This window comes from uncultured Aquabacterium sp., assembly GCF_947366995.1.
Classification (GTDB): Bacteria; Pseudomonadota; Gammaproteobacteria; order Burkholderiales; family Burkholderiaceae_C; genus Aquabacterium.
In genome coordinates, this window is sequence record NZ_CANBCC010000040.1 from 1 (window position 1) to 16,759 (window position 16,759).

13 protein-coding genes are annotated in these 16,759 nt (G+C 60.3%); 10 read left to right on the forward strand and 3 right to left on the reverse strand.

Translation table 11 applies throughout. From position 1 onward, the window contains the following. The 3 genes from Q0Z44_RS11375 to Q0Z44_RS11385 form a co-directional block, all read right to left on the reverse strand. Window positions 1-2,998 (reverse strand): DEAD/DEAH box helicase family protein (locus tag Q0Z44_RS11375; RefSeq protein ID WP_298012768.1); only part of this gene is annotated, 2,998 nt, incomplete at its 3' end. 73 nt (window positions 2,999-3,071) lie between these two features. After that, the gene (locus Q0Z44_RS11380) at window positions 3,072-4,604 is read right to left on the reverse strand and encodes a sigma-54 dependent transcriptional regulator (protein WP_298012770.1); all 1,533 of its coding nucleotides are present in this window, start codon (window positions 4,602-4,604) and stop codon (window positions 3,072-3,074) included. Window positions 4,605-4,853: 249 nt separating this feature from the next. Next, complete coding sequence (locus tag Q0Z44_RS11385) at window positions 4,854-5,093, reverse strand: helix-turn-helix domain-containing protein (protein WP_298012772.1); 240 nt, start codon at window positions 5,091-5,093, stop codon at window positions 4,854-4,856. Window positions 5,094-5,458: 365 nt separating this feature from the next. Between Q0Z44_RS11385 and Q0Z44_RS11390 the strand changes: the two genes are divergently transcribed. The 10 genes from Q0Z44_RS11390 to Q0Z44_RS11435 all read left to right on the forward strand — a co-directional run bounded on the left by Q0Z44_RS11390 (window position 5,459) and on the right by Q0Z44_RS11435 (window position 16,685). Further along, window positions 5,459-5,863 carry a YkgJ family cysteine cluster protein gene (locus Q0Z44_RS11390; RefSeq protein WP_298012774.1) on the forward strand — a complete coding sequence of 135 codons (405 nt, stop codon included), beginning with the start codon at window positions 5,459-5,461 and terminating at the stop codon, window positions 5,861-5,863. Window positions 5,864-5,944: 81 nt separating this feature from the next. Beyond that, window positions 5,945-6,907 (forward strand): glycosyltransferase family 9 protein, encoded by a 963-nt coding sequence (locus Q0Z44_RS11395; protein ID WP_298012776.1) that lies wholly within the window; start codon window positions 5,945-5,947, stop codon window positions 6,905-6,907. Then, window positions 6,904-7,875: a glycosyltransferase family 9 protein gene (locus Q0Z44_RS11400; RefSeq protein ID WP_298012778.1), complete on the forward strand. Its 972-nt coding sequence runs from the start codon at window positions 6,904-6,906 to the stop codon at window positions 7,873-7,875. Before Q0Z44_RS11395 ends, Q0Z44_RS11400 begins: the two co-directional genes overlap by 4 nt. A gap of 89 nt (window positions 7,876-7,964) precedes the next feature. Continuing rightward, window positions 7,965-8,948, forward strand: coding sequence for a glycosyltransferase family 1 protein (locus tag Q0Z44_RS11405; protein ID WP_298012780.1), 984 nt, complete (start codon window positions 7,965-7,967; stop codon window positions 8,946-8,948). A gap of 1 nt (window position 8,949) precedes the next feature. Next, window positions 8,950-9,789 (forward strand): DUF5672 family protein, encoded by an 840-nt coding sequence (locus tag Q0Z44_RS11410; RefSeq protein ID WP_298012782.1) that lies wholly within the window; start codon window positions 8,950-8,952, stop codon window positions 9,787-9,789. Continuing rightward, window positions 9,777-11,885, forward strand: coding sequence for a glycosyltransferase (locus Q0Z44_RS11415; RefSeq protein ID WP_298012785.1), 2,109 nt, complete (start codon window positions 9,777-9,779; stop codon window positions 11,883-11,885). The genes Q0Z44_RS11410 and Q0Z44_RS11415 overlap by 13 nt, the downstream gene beginning before the upstream one ends. Before the next feature lie 181 nt (window positions 11,886-12,066). Then, a complete protein-coding gene (locus tag Q0Z44_RS11420) occupies window positions 12,067-13,230 on the forward strand; it encodes a hypothetical protein (protein ID WP_298012787.1) in 1,164 nt (387 codons plus the stop codon). 111 nt (window positions 13,231-13,341) lie between these two features. Next, complete coding sequence (locus Q0Z44_RS11425; RefSeq protein WP_298012789.1) at window positions 13,342-13,938, forward strand: DUF4254 domain-containing protein; 597 nt, start codon at window positions 13,342-13,344, stop codon at window positions 13,936-13,938. Between the two features lie 16 nt (window positions 13,939-13,954). Next, window positions 13,955-14,929: a lipopolysaccharide heptosyltransferase I gene (gene waaC / locus Q0Z44_RS11430; protein ID WP_298012791.1), complete on the forward strand. Its 975-nt coding sequence runs from the start codon at window positions 13,955-13,957 to the stop codon at window positions 14,927-14,929. Between the two features lie 25 nt (window positions 14,930-14,954). Then, on the forward strand, window positions 14,955-16,685 hold the full coding sequence (locus Q0Z44_RS11435; protein ID WP_298012793.1) for an ABC transporter transmembrane domain-containing protein: 1,731 nt from the start codon (window positions 14,955-14,957) through the stop codon (window positions 16,683-16,685). Window positions 16,686-16,759: the final 74 nt, after the last annotated feature.

Below are 16,759 nucleotides of genomic sequence, written 5' to 3' on the forward strand. Positions count from 1 at the left end.
GCCCTGGCTCAAAATTCAATCGGCACGGTGGCTCAATTTTGAATCGGCGCCAACAGATGACAAAGTCGACCGACTTGACGTTGGTGGAGCGGTGCTCTACCCGATACTCGGCAGCATCTTCTCGCACGTCCAACACCGTGGTGGGCATGGGGGGCGGTGTGATGGGCCTCTCGGCCAGGCCGATGACGTCGCGCAGCGCTTCACGCATGGCGTCCAGTTGTGCAAAGGTGGGTGATTGCCAGAAGGCGTCTGAGCGCAGCGTCTTGAGCTCGTTGGCTTTGGCGCGCACCGGGTTGAGGTGCGGGGGCAGCCGGCCGATCCATTCCAGAATCGCTTCGCGTTGTGGGTTGGGCTTGCCTGGCTCGGCAATGGCTGCGGCTTGGGCCTTGGCCAGCAGCAAGTCCCAACGCAAGGCATCGCCTTGGCCGCGCACATCCACCGCGCTCATCAAGGGGGCCACGGTTTCGGTCAGCACTTGCCGGGTGACAGGGGCGAACTGATGCACGAGCTTGGCGTCTCGAGCCTGTTGCACAGCCTGCCAGTTCTCGCGCACGGCAATGGCACCGTCAGGCAGGACCGCAGCGTCTTGCTGGAGTTGCTGGGCCAGCAGGTCGAAGGCATGCAGATCAGAACGGGCCAGCGCCAGGGACGCCAGCTCAACGCGGGCCTCATAACGGCGCTGGGTGAGTGGCTTTGGAATGCTCGGCTCCACCTCATCCGCGTTCAGGTCGTGGAAGGCGAAGTTTTCCCAGTGGTCGAAGATCAAGAACTCGCTCTTGTCCTTGCCGGGGCCGAACAGGTTCTTGCAAAGGCGCGTGCCGCGCCCGATCATCTGCCAGAACTTGACCTTGCTCTTCACCGGCTTGGCAAAGACGAGGTTCACCACCTCTGGCACGTCGATGCCGGTGTCCATCATGTCCACCGAGATCGCGATGCGCAGGTCGCCATGTGGTTCCTTGAACTGATCGATCAGGTCTTCGGAGCGTGGCTCTTTGGAGTGGATGACGCGGCAGAATTTGCCCGCGAACTGCGGGTACATCTCGTCGAACAGCTCAGCCATCAGCCGAGCATGGTCGATGTTGCGGGCGAAGACGATGGTCTTGCCGGGCAGCTGGCCGTCTGCATCCCGCAGGCCGTTGTCCATCAGGTTGCGCAGGATGACGCGGTTGGTGTCCTTGTTGAACACGGCGTCGTCGATCTCCTTGGCGTCGAAGTCCAGGGTGTTGGGGTCGATGCCTTGGTCTTCCAGTTGAGCAATCTGCTCATCTGACAGGTGTGCGGCCTTGATGCCGTCGCGCAGGAACTTGGTGGTGTGCGCCACCACGCGGAAGGGCACCAGGTTGCGGTCTGCAATGGCCTGCTCCAGCGGGTAGTTGGCCGTGGGCAGCTTGTAGTCGCAACCGAAGAGGCGGCAGGTGCTGCGGCTGACCATCTCCACGGGCGTGGCCGTGAGGCCGACCTGGATGGCGTCGAAGTACTTGAACAGGTCGCCGTAGAGGTTGTAGATCGAGCGGTGTGATTCGTCCGCGATGATCAGGTCGAAGAAGCCGACATCGAAGGATTCGTAGTCGTTGATCAAGCCTTGGTAGATGCCAATGTAGATGCGCGCATCCATCTTGCCCACATCGTTGGCTTGGCCGATGACGTAGATGGGCTCTTGAACGAAGTCATTGAAGGCGTTTTTGGCCTGCTTGCGCAGCTCTTTGCGGTCGCACAGGAACAGCACGCGCTTCACCCAGCGGGCATCGATCAGCAACTTTGCCAAAGCAATGGCCACGCGCGTTTTGCCCGTGCCGGTGGCCTGAACGACCAAGGCGCGACGATGCCGCTGCGAGAAACGCTCAGCAACGCGGGTGATGCTTTCGATCTGGTACAGGCGGCCGGCGATGTTGGCATCGGGGCGCACGTCGGTCAGCAGGTTCAGCTTCTCGCGACGCTGGAAGCCAACGCGGTATTGCAGCGTGTCTTTGGAGAAGAAGCCGAAGACCGACCGAGGCGGATAGCCACCCGCGTCGTCCCACACCCAGATGTCGTGGCCATTGGTGTAGAAGATCATGGGCCGCTGGCCGTGCACCTTCTCAAGAGCGTCGGCATACAGCTTGGCTTGCTCTTGACCGGCGCGGGCATCGACTTGCGTTTTCTTGGCCTCCACAACGGCGAGGGGTTTGCCGTTGTCGTCCCACAGCACGTAGTCGCAGTAGCCCTTGCCGGTTTGGGTGGGCTGATGCGGAACCTCGACTTCCTGGCCGACCGAGTCGCTTGACGCTGTGCTAGCTGGCACGTCCCACCCAGCCATGCGCAGATCGCGGTCGATCAGCCACTTGCGGGTGTTGTCTTCGCTGAAGCGCAGTTGGTTGGCTGCGGAGGCGGATGCTTGGCCTGCTTGCTGCAGTTCTTGTTCGGTGAGCGCGATGAACTTGTGAGCTGCTGGTGCAGAAGCGTGGTCTGCTGCGCGCAGGGCGGCGAGCTCTTCCAGCGCTTGCTTAAGGCGCAGTTCCTTGAGGTTGTTTTCTTCGGCCAGAGCCTTGGCCTTGCGCTTGAACTCTGCTTTGCTGTCGATACCTTCGACAGGCGGTTGCTTGAATTCAGCAAAGTCGTTGACCTGACCACCGAGGAAGGTCACGTGCAGCCAACGGGCCAGCTGCCATGCCTCTTGAATGCAGCGAACGGCGTCAGCAGCTTCCACATCTTCACCGTGTGCGCCCCGATTACCCAAACGGCGAAGCAGGTGAAGTTTGTCCAGCACCAGGGGCTGAGCGACCGCACGGAAGCTGGCGTTGTTCAGCAAGTCCACGAAGTTGGACTGGGGTGCGCGCTGCAGCTTTAGCTTGACGTAAACGCGATCAACCAGGCGCTCTGCGAAGTTGCGCAGCTTGACGAGTGCGCTTTCGGGGTCGCGGTGAGCGTAGTGCTCCGCATACCCGCCCATGTTGGCGAGCTCCGGGTACACCGCACGCAGCGGCTCGAAGTTCAATGACGTCAGGTCTTGCATCAACATCTTTGACAAGCCCTCCCTAGTTTGGTTGTCGTTGCAACCTGCTAATGCGGGGGGCGTGCCAGCCCTTCCTGGCTCAGTTTGTCTCGTCCTCAGATAGGCCTAAGTTGGCCATTCGGTTACTCAGTGTCTGGTAGTTGTTGAAGCCCAGCAGCGCCGCTGCTTTGGACTTTTTGTACTTGGTCGAACTCATAGCGCGGCTGATGTAGTGTCGCTCCACTTCATCCAAAACGCCTTGTAAATCAAAGCCTTGCCCAATGGGGCGATTCAAGATTCCATCGCCCGCACCTGTGGGCATCTGGATCAAAGCAGCTTCGATGTCTGCGCCGCTCATCTGAGCATCTTGAGCCCAGATGGAAGCTCGCAGCAGGGCGTGATACAACTCGCGAACATTGCCAGGCCAAGCGTGAGATGTAAGAACTTTTCTTGCAGACTCAGAAAGATCTTTATGTTGGACCTCGGGGTGGCTGGGAGCGTCACGATTGATCTCGGCCATGAACTGGTCCGCCAACAAGAGGATGTCATCTTCGCGTTCGCGCAGCGGAGGCAAGCGCAGGATGCCGACCGCGAGGCGGTGAAACAGATCTTCTCGGAAGCGGCCGGCAGCGACATCTGCAGCCAAGTCACGGTGGGTGGCGGCAATCACCCGCACATCGACCTTTTGGACCTTTGACGAGCCGACCGGGGTGATTTCCTTGGATTGCAGAGCGCGCAACAGGCGAACCTGGCTGTCCAGTGGCAGGTCGCCCACTTCGTCGAGGAAGAGGGTGCCGCCATGGGCTTCCTTGAAATGGCCTGGCCTGGCTTTGTCTGCCCCGGTGAAAGCGCCTTTCTCGTGTCCGAAGAGTTCAGCATTTGCGAGCTCCTTCGAGATCGCGCCGCAGTTGACGGCAACAAAAGGCTTGCCTGCTCTGGGGCTGCTTTCGTGGATCGCTTGAGCGAAGAGTTCTTTGCCTGTGCCGGTTTCGCCCAGGATCAGGACCGGGACGCTGTAAGCAGCAACGCGCTGGGCCAATGTGATTTGCTGTCGCATCGCTGCACAACGGTGAACGATGCAGCCAAACGCTGGCTGCACGGCGGGAGGTGCGGCCATGCGACCGATGCGCTCATCGGTGCGCTGAAGGTACTCAGGCAGGAAGTCACTGGCCAGGTCGAACTGGAAGTCGACAGACTCCAGCCCCTTCTCCTTGGAGGTCTGGATCAGCTTGGCTGGGAAGCGGGTGCGCGCCAGCATGATCCAGATGGAGGCCATGGCAGGCGTGCCGGGGCTGAGGTGGAAGGTCAGCTCTACGCCGCCCCTTGGAAGGCCAGCTTGCTGCAGTTCACGGGAGACCTGTTCATAGATCTCCGAATAGTTGATGGGACTGGAAAGGTCGACGCTATACAGATCGACCGCACGGGGTGGGTATCCCGTCTCTTTTTCCAACCACGCGCAGAACGCTTTGCTTCTGTCGAAGTTGTAGTTGGTGAGAAGGTAGACGCGGCTGTACTTTTTGTCCCCCTTCAATGCAGTCGCGATGGGGCCGAGCTCACCCTGGCGCTTGCCTTCTGCGCACTGGTGATCTGTTTCGCCAACCCAAGAAATCAACCACGATTCAGTTTTGCCCATGATCAGATGATACGAGCAAGGTAAGAAAATTTATCCCACAGATGCACGCTTCAGTTCAAGAGTGTTGCTCGGCCTGCTACGTCTTGGCTTGGGTGCGGCCCACGCCCGGTGGGGTGCCGCGGGTCCCTTGATCAGCGACCTGAGCTGGGAGAGCCGCCGTTTGCGACCGAAACATCGCTGCGTTGCATAGCAGTCACCATAGGGTGATGCGCCCGACGACAGATTGTGGCCCTTGCGCGAGGCCAAAGCTCATTGGCGCAGTGTCTTGCGTCGGCCTCCGGCTCGTGGGGTCCAACGCTCCTGGTGCGAAAACGACTCCACAAGCCACCTCTCTAGCGCTGCCTGACTCCAGTACACCGCTTTGCCAATCCGCACGGGCGGCGGGAACAAGCCGTCCCGAACCATCGTTTCGAGGCATCGGGGAGAGACGCTCAGGTGCGCACAGACGGCATCTTTGGTAAGCAATGAGGGAACGTGACCTTCGGACATACGGCGACTAAAGAATCTGGGAATGTGTGTATAGGTTCACCGCCGGCGCAATTCGGTGAATTGACGTCCAAGTGCCAATTTGTATAATTCAGCTTACGTGCCCCTTTCTGACGTTTTTCTGACGTTTTTATCTGTAGAGGGGGGGCGCCAGGCTGCGCTCGACTGCGTTTCAACGCGGCCAAGTGCTTGTTTTAACTGGAGTTTGCGTTTCGCTTTGCTCCACAGATGCCCGGGTTTCCCATTGAAAATCCGCGTGTCGGTGGTTCGATTCCGCCCCAGGCCACCAAACATCCGCAAACGCCCGCTCTCACGAGTGGGCGTTTTGCTTTGTGCGCGGCCCTTGTCTGTTGCGCGCACCACACGCCATGAGATCCTCGATCCACATCGTCGACGTTGACCGCATCGAGACCTGGAGTCGCTACCGCAACGGCCTGTGCGACACCTGCATGGCCAACTGCTGCACGATGCCGGTCGAGGTGAAGCTGCCGGATCTGGTCCGGCTCGGGCTCGTGGACCCGTTCGAAGCCGAGCACGAAGAGGCGCGGCAGATCAGCAAGCGCCTCATCAAGGCCGGCATTGCCGAGCGCTATCACCACAAGAGCGAGATCTACACCCTCTCGCGGCGTGCCGATGGCGACTGCCGCTTTCTGGATGCGAGCACGCGGCGCTGCACGGTGTACGAACAGCGCCCCGCCACGTGCCGCAAACACCCGCAAGTCGGCCCGCGGCCCGGGTTCTGCCCCTACGGGCCTCGGCAGGAACGCCGCTGAGTCGCGAGCGTGCCGCACAACGGGCACCGCCACCACCGAACAATCCGGCAACAGAGACCCACGCTGGCACAATCCCGGGCGATGTCCACGCCGCGCACCGCCTCCTCGCCTCGCCCCCTGATCGTCCGCCTGTGCAACATGGTGGGCGACGTCGTCCTCGGCCTGCCCGCGCTGCACCTGCTGCAATCGCATGGCTGGGACTTGCACCTGTACGGCAAAGGCTGGGCGCCCAAGCTGCTGGCCGGCGAAGGCTGGCCCTGCACCACGCGTGCCGGTTCGCTGGGTGAGCGCGTGGCGCAACTGAAGAGCTTGCGCGCGCAATGCCAGGCCCAGGACGCGACATTTGACCAGCGCATCAACACCCTGGTCATGCCCAACTCCTTCTCCAGCGCCTTTGAGGCACGCTGGGCCGGCCTGCGCCCGGCGGGCTACCGGGGTGACGGCCGCAGCCTGCTGCTGCGCCCAGCCTGGCGGCGCGATCCACCCGCGCATGCACTGGAAGGTTTCTGGGGCCTCGCATGCCGCCTCACTGGCCACGATGGCCACCCGCCCGAGCACATCCAGCTCACGGTCAGCGAAGCCGACCAAGCCGAGGCCGACCGCCTGCTGGCCGCGCACGACCTGACGCCCGGCTTCATCTGCATCGTGCCCTATGCAGCAGGTGACGTCGACGGCAAGGACAAGCGCTGGCCTGACTTTGCCACCTTCACCGAAGCCCTCGCTCAACGCACCCCGCTGCGGATCGTGACCTGCCCCGGGCCCGGCGAAGAAGAGGTCGCCCGCGCGCACCCGGCCGCCCTGTGCCTGCCGAAGCTGGGGCTGGGCACCTATCTAGGCCTGCTCAAGCGCGCAGGGCTGGTGGTGTCCAACGACACGGGGCCGGCCCACATGGCGGCCGCGGTCGGCACCCCAGTGCTCAGCGTGCTGGGCCACACCAAGCCGGGCCAATGGCGCCCCTGGGGACCACAAAATCGCATCGCCATCGGCCGCGAGGGCCGACTCTGGCCCACGGTGGACGAGGTGTTGCGCGAGGTGCAGTCATGAGCACCGCCACTGGCCAGGCCGGCAAAGGCCCGCTGATCGTCCGACTGTGCAACTGGGTGGGCGAGGCGGTCCTGTCGCTGCCCACACTGACCATGCTCGAGCAGCAGGGCTACGAGCTCCACCTGATCGGCAAGCGCTGGGCACAGAGCCTGTTTGCCGGGCACGGATGGCCCGTGCACGTGCGGCCGGCTCGCCGGGGCGACGCCATCCGTCAACTCAAGGCCCTGCGCAAGGAGCTCAGCCTGCGCGACCCCGGCTTTGCCCGCCGCCCGAACTACCTGCTGTTCACCAGTTCGTTCTCCAGCGCGCTCGAAGGCCGGCTGGCCGGCCTGCGCCCTGCCGGCTACGACCGCGACAGCCGCGGGCTGCTGCTGGCCCACCGCGTGCCCTACATCGCCGGCCTGCACGCCGCAGACGACTACTGGCGCATCGGCACCCACTTTGCGCGGGTGGCCGAGGCGCGTTCTGCCGCGCTGGGCCTGCAACCCAGCGCCGAGCAGAGCGCCCAGGCGCGCGCACTGCTGGCCGCCAACGGCCTCGCCGGCGCCGACTTCGTGATCCTCTGCCCCTTCTCCGGCGCGGCCGACACGACCGGCAAGAAGCTCTGGCCACCGTTCCCCGAACTGGCGCAGCGGCTGCAAACGCAAGGGCTGCAGATCGTGCTGTGCCCGGGCCCCGGCGAAGAAGCACAGGCCCACACGCAGTACCCCGGCGCTGTCATGCTCGAAGGCGTCGACCTGGGCACCTATGCTGCGTTGACCCGCCTGGCCCGCTGCACCGTATCCAACGACACCGGGCCCGGTCACCTGGCCGCCGCTGCGGGCGCACGGCTGGTGAGCGTGCTGGGCCCGGATGCGGCCGACATGTGGCTGGCGCAAGGCGAGCACGTCACCCTGCTGCGCCCGGCCGCTGGCTGGCCCAGCCTGGAAGACGCCCTCACCGCGGTCCACACTCAGGTGCGCACATGACCCCGGCGCAGCCCTTCCACATCGCCCTGCAGTTCGGCCACATCCGCCACTTCAATGAAGGGCTGGCCGAATTCTCTCGACAGCTGGCGATGCAGTTTGCACGCCTGGCCCCTCAGCTGAAAGCCGAACGCAACTGGCACTTCCACTTCATCCTGCCGGCCCAGTGGCACGGCCTGTTCGGCCCCGACGTTCAGTATCACGAACTGAGCGACAGCATGCGCCTGCGACACCGCTTTCCGGTCGACCTCGATGTCTGGCACGGGCTGCATCAACACATGCGCTACCGCCCGCCCGTCAACAGCAGGCGCAACATCATCACGGTGCACGATCTGAACCACGTGTACGCCAAGAAAGGCCTGAGCCTGTGGTGGCAGAACATGCGGTTGACGCGCCACCTGCGACGGGCGCATCAACTCGTCGCCATCAGCCAGTTCGTGGCCGATGACATTCGCAAACACCTTCCGTGGGCGCCGCCTGCCACGGTCATTCACAACGGCGTGGCCGACCTGACGCTGGTGCTGCAGGAGAAGCCGCCCGGCTTCTCTCTGACGGAAGGCGACTACCTTCTGCACATCAGCCGCATGTCGCCTTCGAAAAACGTCGGCAGCCTGATCGAAATGGCGGCGGTGTGGCCCGAGCAGGACCTGCTGCTGGTCGGGCCGAGCAGCCCGGAAGTGCAGAAGCACCAGGAACATGTCGCCCGACTCGGCCTGCGCAATGTCCACTTCCTGCTGGACGTGACCGAGGCGCAGAAGGCCTGGTTGTATGCGCATTGCAAGGCGTTTCTGTTCCCGTCACTGCTGGAAGGGTTCGGGCTGCCACCGATCGAGGCGATGTATTTCGGGAAGCCGGTGGTGGTGGCAAGGGCAACTTCGTTGCCGGAGGTGTGTGGGGAACGCGCGGTGTACTGGACGGATTTTACTCCGGCATCCATGAAAACAGTCGTGGTTCAAGAACTCATGCATCCGTCGACTGAAGAAAATGAACGCATACAACTCACTGACCGGAGCTGGACCACAGCGTGCGAAAAGTATGCCAAGACATATCACAACTCGCCAGGACGCGCCAGTTAAGATGATCGACCTCCGCGCGGTAACGCTTATTTGCGTCGACACGGTAAACCCTAATCTCGCGATCAAGGCGATGCACAAATGCCTCTCTTCGGCAACTTTTGGATCTGCGGTTCTTGTCACCAAGAAGAATCCTGAGATCGCTGCAATTAGCCCACAAATACATGTTATCGAGACGGACGAGATCCGCAATATCGAGGATTACTCGACATTCATAATTAAATCAATAGAGCCGCTGACAAACACATCACATGCCCTCATTGTTCAGTGGGACGGATTCATTCAAAGTGCCGAAGCGTGGGACCCTTGCTTCTTAGACTACGATTACATCGGCGCAACTTGGCCTCAATACAGGGACCGAATGAGAGTGGGCAACGGAGGGTTTTCGTTAAGATCAAAAAAGCTATTGCTCGCTCTACAAGACCCCGCAATCAAAGCTCACAACCCAGAAGATGAGTGCATAACGCGAAAATACCGCACATATTTAGAAAGCAAACACGGAATATCGATCGCACCAGAAGCAGTCGCAGACCGATTTTCGCAAGAACGAAAAGAACTGCCGTTTGATTCGTTCGGCTTTCACGGTCTCGCGCGCCTAGCCCGCACATTACAGAGACGGGAACTTGAAGAACTGGTTGATGAGTTGCCACCATCAGTGTTTAAGTCAACAGAAGCGAGGGGCTTCATTAAGAACCTACTCGACCTGGGACAACTGGACCTCGCAAAACGCGCCTTTTGCAAGCGAACGCAATATTCCCATCATGCCACGATAAAAGAAAAAATAGGAAACATTCGCCTCAAAGCAAGGTTAACTTTCAAAGAAAAAACAAAATGGGACCGCTAATCATCATTCCGTTCTACAAAAACGAGCATCTGGTAGGGCGCCTCTGCCAATCACTTGAAGCTATTGCGCAGGAGTTGATCGAGCACGATTGCTCAATTGCCATGATCAACGACTCGCCAGAGCACACTGCACTGGCGCGGGAAATAAAACTCTGGCAAACCCGTATCACAAACGCAGGCATTGATGTCGTCGTCTTCACCAATGAAAAGAACGAAGGCTTCATCAAGTCAACCAACAAAGGCTTGATTCATGCGGGAACTCAGTTTCGAGACGCAATTCTCTTGAACTCGGACACCTACGTTTTCCCCGGCCTACTCAGAGAGATTTATGATGTCGCAAAAATAGACCCCATGATCGGGTTTATATGCCCACGCTCGAATAATGCGACAATCCTAACTTACCCACCGGACGGTTCTGGCGCCGCGCTCTCTCCACAGGAAGCCTTTGCACTGTACAGAAAGTCTGCACATTTCTTGCCGAAATATGACTACCTACCCACCGGCATAGGATTCTGCCTCTACATAAAAAAAACCGTTATCAAGGATTTTGGATTTCTCGACGAAATATACGGCAAAGGCTACAACGAAGAGAACGACTACATTATGCGAGCAGGGCGATGCGGCTATCGTGCCGCTGTCGCGAACTATGCATTTGTCTGGCACGAAGGCGAGCAATCATTCACAAAATCCAACGACTCTCGGCAGGTGTTGGATCGGCAAAACAGAGCAATACTAGACTCTCGATACCCCGAGTACTCCAAGCTTGTCTGCGAATTTATTGAATCAGCCAACTATCAGAGCTGGAAGGCCGTTAGCAAGCTGAGCGCATCCAAGACCGACGAAATATCAGCCCTCATCGACTTTTCGCAGATGAGTGAGTTTCACAACGGGACCAATGAGGCCGCGAAACGCATTCTTTTATCCATAGTCGACCGCTGGCCAGAAAACATTAAGATATCCCTTGCAATCAAGCAACATGTCGCAATCGCACATAAAATTTCCGACATAAAGACCGTCAACATTATCGACGCAGACGGGCCAGATTGGGGCATACACGCCTTTGCGTTCCGGTTCGGTCAATTATTCGACGATGTCAGCGCGTTTAAACTTTTCGAGTCGAGCTGCGTTGTTTTGAACTTCATGCTCGACACAATTGCGATGGATTGCGGACAACTTGCAGTAAGATTCAATAGAGACTTATGGCAAATGGCATGCGACGTATCTGACGTGATATTCACAAACTCTTCGTTCACCGCGAGCCAGATAAGTCACAGGTTCGATCTAACCTCCCGGTGCGAGCTTCGAGCACTTCTTCATTCAACCGATCCTCGTGACTACTTTGCCCCCCTAAGGCAGGAGACGCATCAACCACAGGACACTGAATACATACTCATTTTTGGAAACCATTACCCACACAAATTTGTCTCTCAAGCGTGCAGGGCGATCTCGCAGTCGCTCCCCAACGAGCGAATTGTCTGTTTTGGTGTCCGCGGGCCCAACTATGGAAATGTGAAACACGTCGAAAGTGGAGCTTTAAGTGATCAGGCGATTGAACGCCTCATAAATAACGCGAAGCTGCTTGTATACCCGAGCCACTATGAGGGATTCGGTCTCCCATTGATGCATGCGATATCACGCGGAAAAAACATTATCGTACGCGACCTGCCTGTCTACAGGGAAGCGCTTGAGCAAATTAACCCATCCGTAACCGGGGTGCAATTCTTCCAGTACACCGACCAGATACCCGAACTTATCCGAATCGTGTTGCATTCGGAATCTCAACGGGGTTTTATCGAGAACCGGTTTGAATACACCTCTCGAAACGACTGGTCACACACTGCGGATGCAATACTTCGAACCGCTCTAGAAAAAATTGAATCTTTTGATTCAGCGAACCTCCGGCAAAGGCTCCGGAGGGTGCGCCTCGAGCGGCACAGGCATCAAGTTCGGAAGAATTCATCAGCAGGGAGAATACTAGAAATTAATTCAGGAGTGCGGGCGGGACCGCTTGGGGCGGTTCTGAATATAATAAGGGAGAAGAATCGGAATCGACTCGCCAAACGAAAGGCAAGGCGGGCAAGTCGATCGGATATGTAAATCCGCTGAACTACGTCGTCCGGAAATGAGCGAACCTACACTTGGGATGATTTGGGTCGCCGGCGTACCTGTCGCGTGCGCTGCGACCTTGGCCACGATTTCCGCGGTGGGCCAGCGTGCGCCGGAACGGTACTCCGCCTCTGGCTTGACCATCTGCCTCGTACTGTTTCTAGTCGGGGCTATGCTGCGGACCACCTACGCCTTTGTAACGCCGGACTATTATGCTCCGGACGAACACTCGCACGTAAACTTTGTTAGATACCTTGCGCGCGAGTGGACGTTACCCGTTCAAAAGAACCTCACTGGAAGCCCAGGAAATGACTGGGAGTATTATCAACCACCTCTTTACTATACCATAGTAGCTGCCATCAAGGCAGCCCTCGCATCGTCACATCAGACTCCAAATGACGTCCTCATAGGTAGGCTGGTTTCGATATTATTCTGGGCCACCTCAACGGCCGTCACCGCACGGACTCTTTTACATATTAAGGCCCCTGAGTGGCAACGTCTTTTTGTCGTCGGACTTCATGCGCTTTTACCAAGTTACATCACGTTATCCTCGTCGGTGAACAATGACAACCTCGCGATTTTACTGTTTTCCTGCTACATCTTAAGCGAGATTGTCGGACCAGGCTCCAAAATGAAGACGTTGCGATCATCTGCGCTGATCGGTTGCATTTTCTGGACAAAGCTAACCGCCGTTGTTGCTGTTTTCTTTTTCCTGGCCGTGCGTATCTCAAGAATCGAACGAAGGGATTGGCGCCCCACTCTTTTAGATGTTGCTCTCGGCGCGGCCGTAGCAGCAGCGATCTGGTCGCCTCTTGTTGCAAGAAACCTGATGGTCTACGGCAGCGTCACCGCTGAAGACATCGCGAACGTGCCTAGAACCTGGGCAACAACAGCGGAAGGCTTTCTAGCGACGATGAAGTACATAAGCGTCTCGTTCTGGGCAACCGCAGGTGTCTACAACAACATCAAAGGAAATTTTTATTTCCTCGGCTCTGTGCTTACGGCACTTTCGACGATGGGCTGGATTAAGTACTGGCGCCACAAAACCAAAGAAAGGACCGCACCCTTTTTTGCGAGTGAATCATTCCCGTTTTACTCTGCGCTCGGCGTCAACTTCCTCCTTGTCATTCGCTTTGGTCTTAAGTACGACCAAGGACAAGGTCGATTTCTATTCCCGATGCTTACCGCCGTTGGTTTATTCCTTTCAGGCGGCATAGCTCACCTGTGCAAGGCGCGCAGACCAAAGCAGAGCACCCTATGGCTCGCAATGCTTGGCTTTATCCTTTGGGCCACCTCTTTCGTTTTTTACGCTATGTCCAAGGCTCCCCGTCAGTAGGATTACAATCGTTTTGCGTTTTGAGATATGACTATGGTTAGCTTCGAATCTCTTGGAAAGTCAGTTGCCTTACATCACGATGACGCGCTCAGCGCCACGGGCGCTCCCCCAGTGGCTGAGCCCGAAGCCTCCCGCGGCACCGACCGACAGGCCCTCCTGTGGCAATGGATCGCCACCAACCACTTCTTCAACAGTTCCCTCTGGGCTGAAGAAGACCTGGCCCGCCGCACCACGGTGAGCGGCGACGAGATCGCCCAGAACAAGCGTGCCATCGACAAGTTCAACCAGGCCCGCAACGACGCCACCGAGCGCGTCGACGAGATCCTGCTGACCGAGCTCGGCCTGGTCGACGCCACCTCGGCCCAGACCGACGCCCCTGTGGCGAAGGTGCCCGCAGGCGCCCGCCTCAACAGCGAGACCGCCGGCAGCATCATCGACCGCATGTCCATCATGGCGCTGAAGATCCATGCCATGCGTGCGCAGACCGAGCGCACCGATGTGGACGACGCCCACCGTGCCAGCAGCCAGGTCAAGCTCGAAAAGTTGCTGCAGCAGCGCGCCGATCTCGGCCAGTGCCTCGACGAACTGCTGGCCGACACGCAGGCCGGCCGCGCGTACTTCAAGGTCTACCGCCAGTTCAAGATGTACAACGACCCGCGCTTCAACCCGGTGCTGGTGGCCGAACAGGCCGCGCAGTCCAAGGGCTGATTCAGCGCGCGGCCGCATGCGCATCCTTATCGTCAAGACCAGCTCCATGGGCGATGTCGTCCATGCGCTGCCCGCGGTATCCGACATCGCCCGTTCCTTTCCCGATGCCCAGATCGACTGGCTTGTGGAAAAAGGCTTTGCCGCCATGCCGCAGCAGCACCGGGCGGTTCGCCGCGTGATCACGCTGCAGTGGCGCAAGTGGCGCAAGAGCCTGCGCTCGCCCGAGACGCGTGCGGCGCTGGCAACCTGGCGGGCCGAGATGGCCCGCGAGCGCTACGACCTGGTGATTGACCTCCAGGGCCTGCTCAAGAGCGCCCTGTTCGCCTGCTTCGCGCACGGCCCCCGTGCTGGCTACGACCGCCACAGCGCCCGTGAACCCATCGCCTCGCTGTTCTACAGCCGCAAGGCCGCGGTCTCGCGCGACCTGCACGCGGTCGACCGCTGCCGGCAACTGGCTGCCGCGCTGCTCGGCTACCCGGTGCCCGACACGCCGCCCGACTTCGGCCTGCAGGCCGCCACCGACGCCTGGACCCCGGGCCTAGGCCCCTTCGCCGCCCTGATCCCCTGTGCCAGCCGGCCCGAAAAGCTCTGGCCCGAGGCCGACTGGGTGGCCGTGGGCCAGGCGCTCAAGGCGCGCGGCTGGCAGGTCGCCGTCTTCTGGGGCAGCCCGGAAGAAGAACAACGCGCCCACGCCATCGCGCGAACCATTGGCGCCGCCGTGCCCCCCTTCCTCACCGTGGCCCAGGTGGCCGACAGCCTCGCCCAGGCGCAGGCGGTGGTCGGACTCGACACCGGCATGAGCCACCTGGCTGCAGCCCACGGTCGCCCCACGGTGGGCATCTACTGTGATCACGAACCGGGCCTGGCTGGCCTGCGTGGCAGCGGCCCCGTCATCAGCCTGGGCGGCAAGGGCCAGGTGCCGACGCGCGCGGCCGTTCTGCAAGCGCTCGACACCGTGCTGCAGCCCGCGGTGTCAGAATCCCAGGTTTGATCGAACCGCGCCGCCAGGCCGATTTATGGATTTTTCCGACACCTACGCGCGCCTCAAGGGCTACCTGATCCCCCGATGGAAGCAGCTGGCCACGGCGGTTGGCTTCTTCCTGCTGAGCTCGGCCATCGAGCCACTGGTGCCGGCCCTGTTCAAGAAGCTGATCGACTCAGGCTTCCAGGAAGGCCTGAAGTACCCGCTATGGATCGTGCCCATCGTCGTGATCGGGCTGTTCGTGGCGCGCGGCCTGTTCAACTTCGCCGGCACCTTCGTGATGAACCACGCCACGTCGGCCATCGTGCTCGACCTGCGGCGTGACCTGATGAAGGCGCTGCTGCGCGCCGATGCCAAACTGTTCACGACCGTCAGCCCCGGCATCGCGGTCGCCAAGGTCATCAACGACCCGCAGCAAGCCTCGGGTGCGCTGGGTGGTTCCGTCATCTCCATCATCCGCGATGCGTCCACGCTGTTCTTCCTCGTAGGCTACCTGCTGTATCTGAACTTCCAGCTCACACTGCTTGCGTTCGTCACGATGCCGCTGCTGGGCTTCAGCGTGAAGCTGATCCGCAAGCGCCTGAATCGCGTCGGCGAGGCGCAGTACCTGGCCCAGCAAAAGCTCGTGTCCACGGTGGACGACAACGCCCGCGCCTGGCGCGTGGTGCGCACCTTCGACGCGGTCGACTTCGAGCTGGCCCGCTTCGAGCACGACGCCGTGCACCACCGCCGCATGATCATGAAGCAGGTGGCCACCAGCGCCCTGGTCACCCCCGTCACCCAGGTGCTGGCCGCCGTCGGCGTGTCCATCATCCTCACGCTGGCCATCTGGCAGGCCAGCCAGGGGTCGTCCACGGTGGGCGAGTTCGTCTCATTCATCACGGCGCTGCTGATGACGATCTCGCCGATGCGCCACCTGACGGACATCTACACCCCGATCAGCGGCGCCATGATCACGCTGCGTGGCGCGTTCGAGCTGATCAACGCCCCCCCGGAACCCGACAACGGCACGCGCGAGCTGGCCACCTCGCGGGGCGACATCGCCTTCGAGAACGTGCGTCTGCAGTACGAAGGCGCCAGCGCGCCGGCCCTGGATGGGCTGAACCTGCAGATCCGCGGCGGCGAGACCATTGCGTTGGTCGGTTCGTCCGGCGCGGGCAAAAGCACCGTGGTGAGCGCCCTGCTGCGCTTCGCCCATCCCGACAGCGGCCGCATCACACTCGACGGCACCGACATCGAGGAACTCAAGCTCGCCAGCCTGCGTCGCCACTTCGCCGTGGTCTCGCAGGACATCGTGCTGTTCGATGGCTCGGTGGCCCAGAACGTCGCCTATGCCAGCCCGGACGGCGTCAACCGCGACAAGGTCGAGCGCTGCCTGCGTGCCGCCAACCTCTGGAACCACATCCAGACCCTGCCCGATGGGATGGATGCGCCCATCGGAACGAACGGGAGCAAGCTCTCGGGCGGCCAGCGCCAGCGCCTCGCCATCGCGCGTGCGCTGTACCGCGACGCAGCGATCTGGATCTTCGACGAAGCCACCTCCGCGCTGGATTCGGAATCCGAAGCAGTGGTGCAGCGCTCCATCGAAGACCTGCGCGGCAGCAAGACGCTCATCCTCATTGCCCACCGCCTGAGCACCATCCGCAACGCCGATCGCATCTACGTGATGGCCGACGGCCAGGTGGCTGAGCAGGGCAACCATGCCGAACTGATGGCGCAAGGCGGCATCTACGCCGGCATGGTGCGCATCCAGTCGGCCCACTGAACACGGATCCCCCGCCCGGACGCCCAGTTGGGCGGAAACGGGACGTTTTGCCCTGGCACTTCCACCGTTTACAC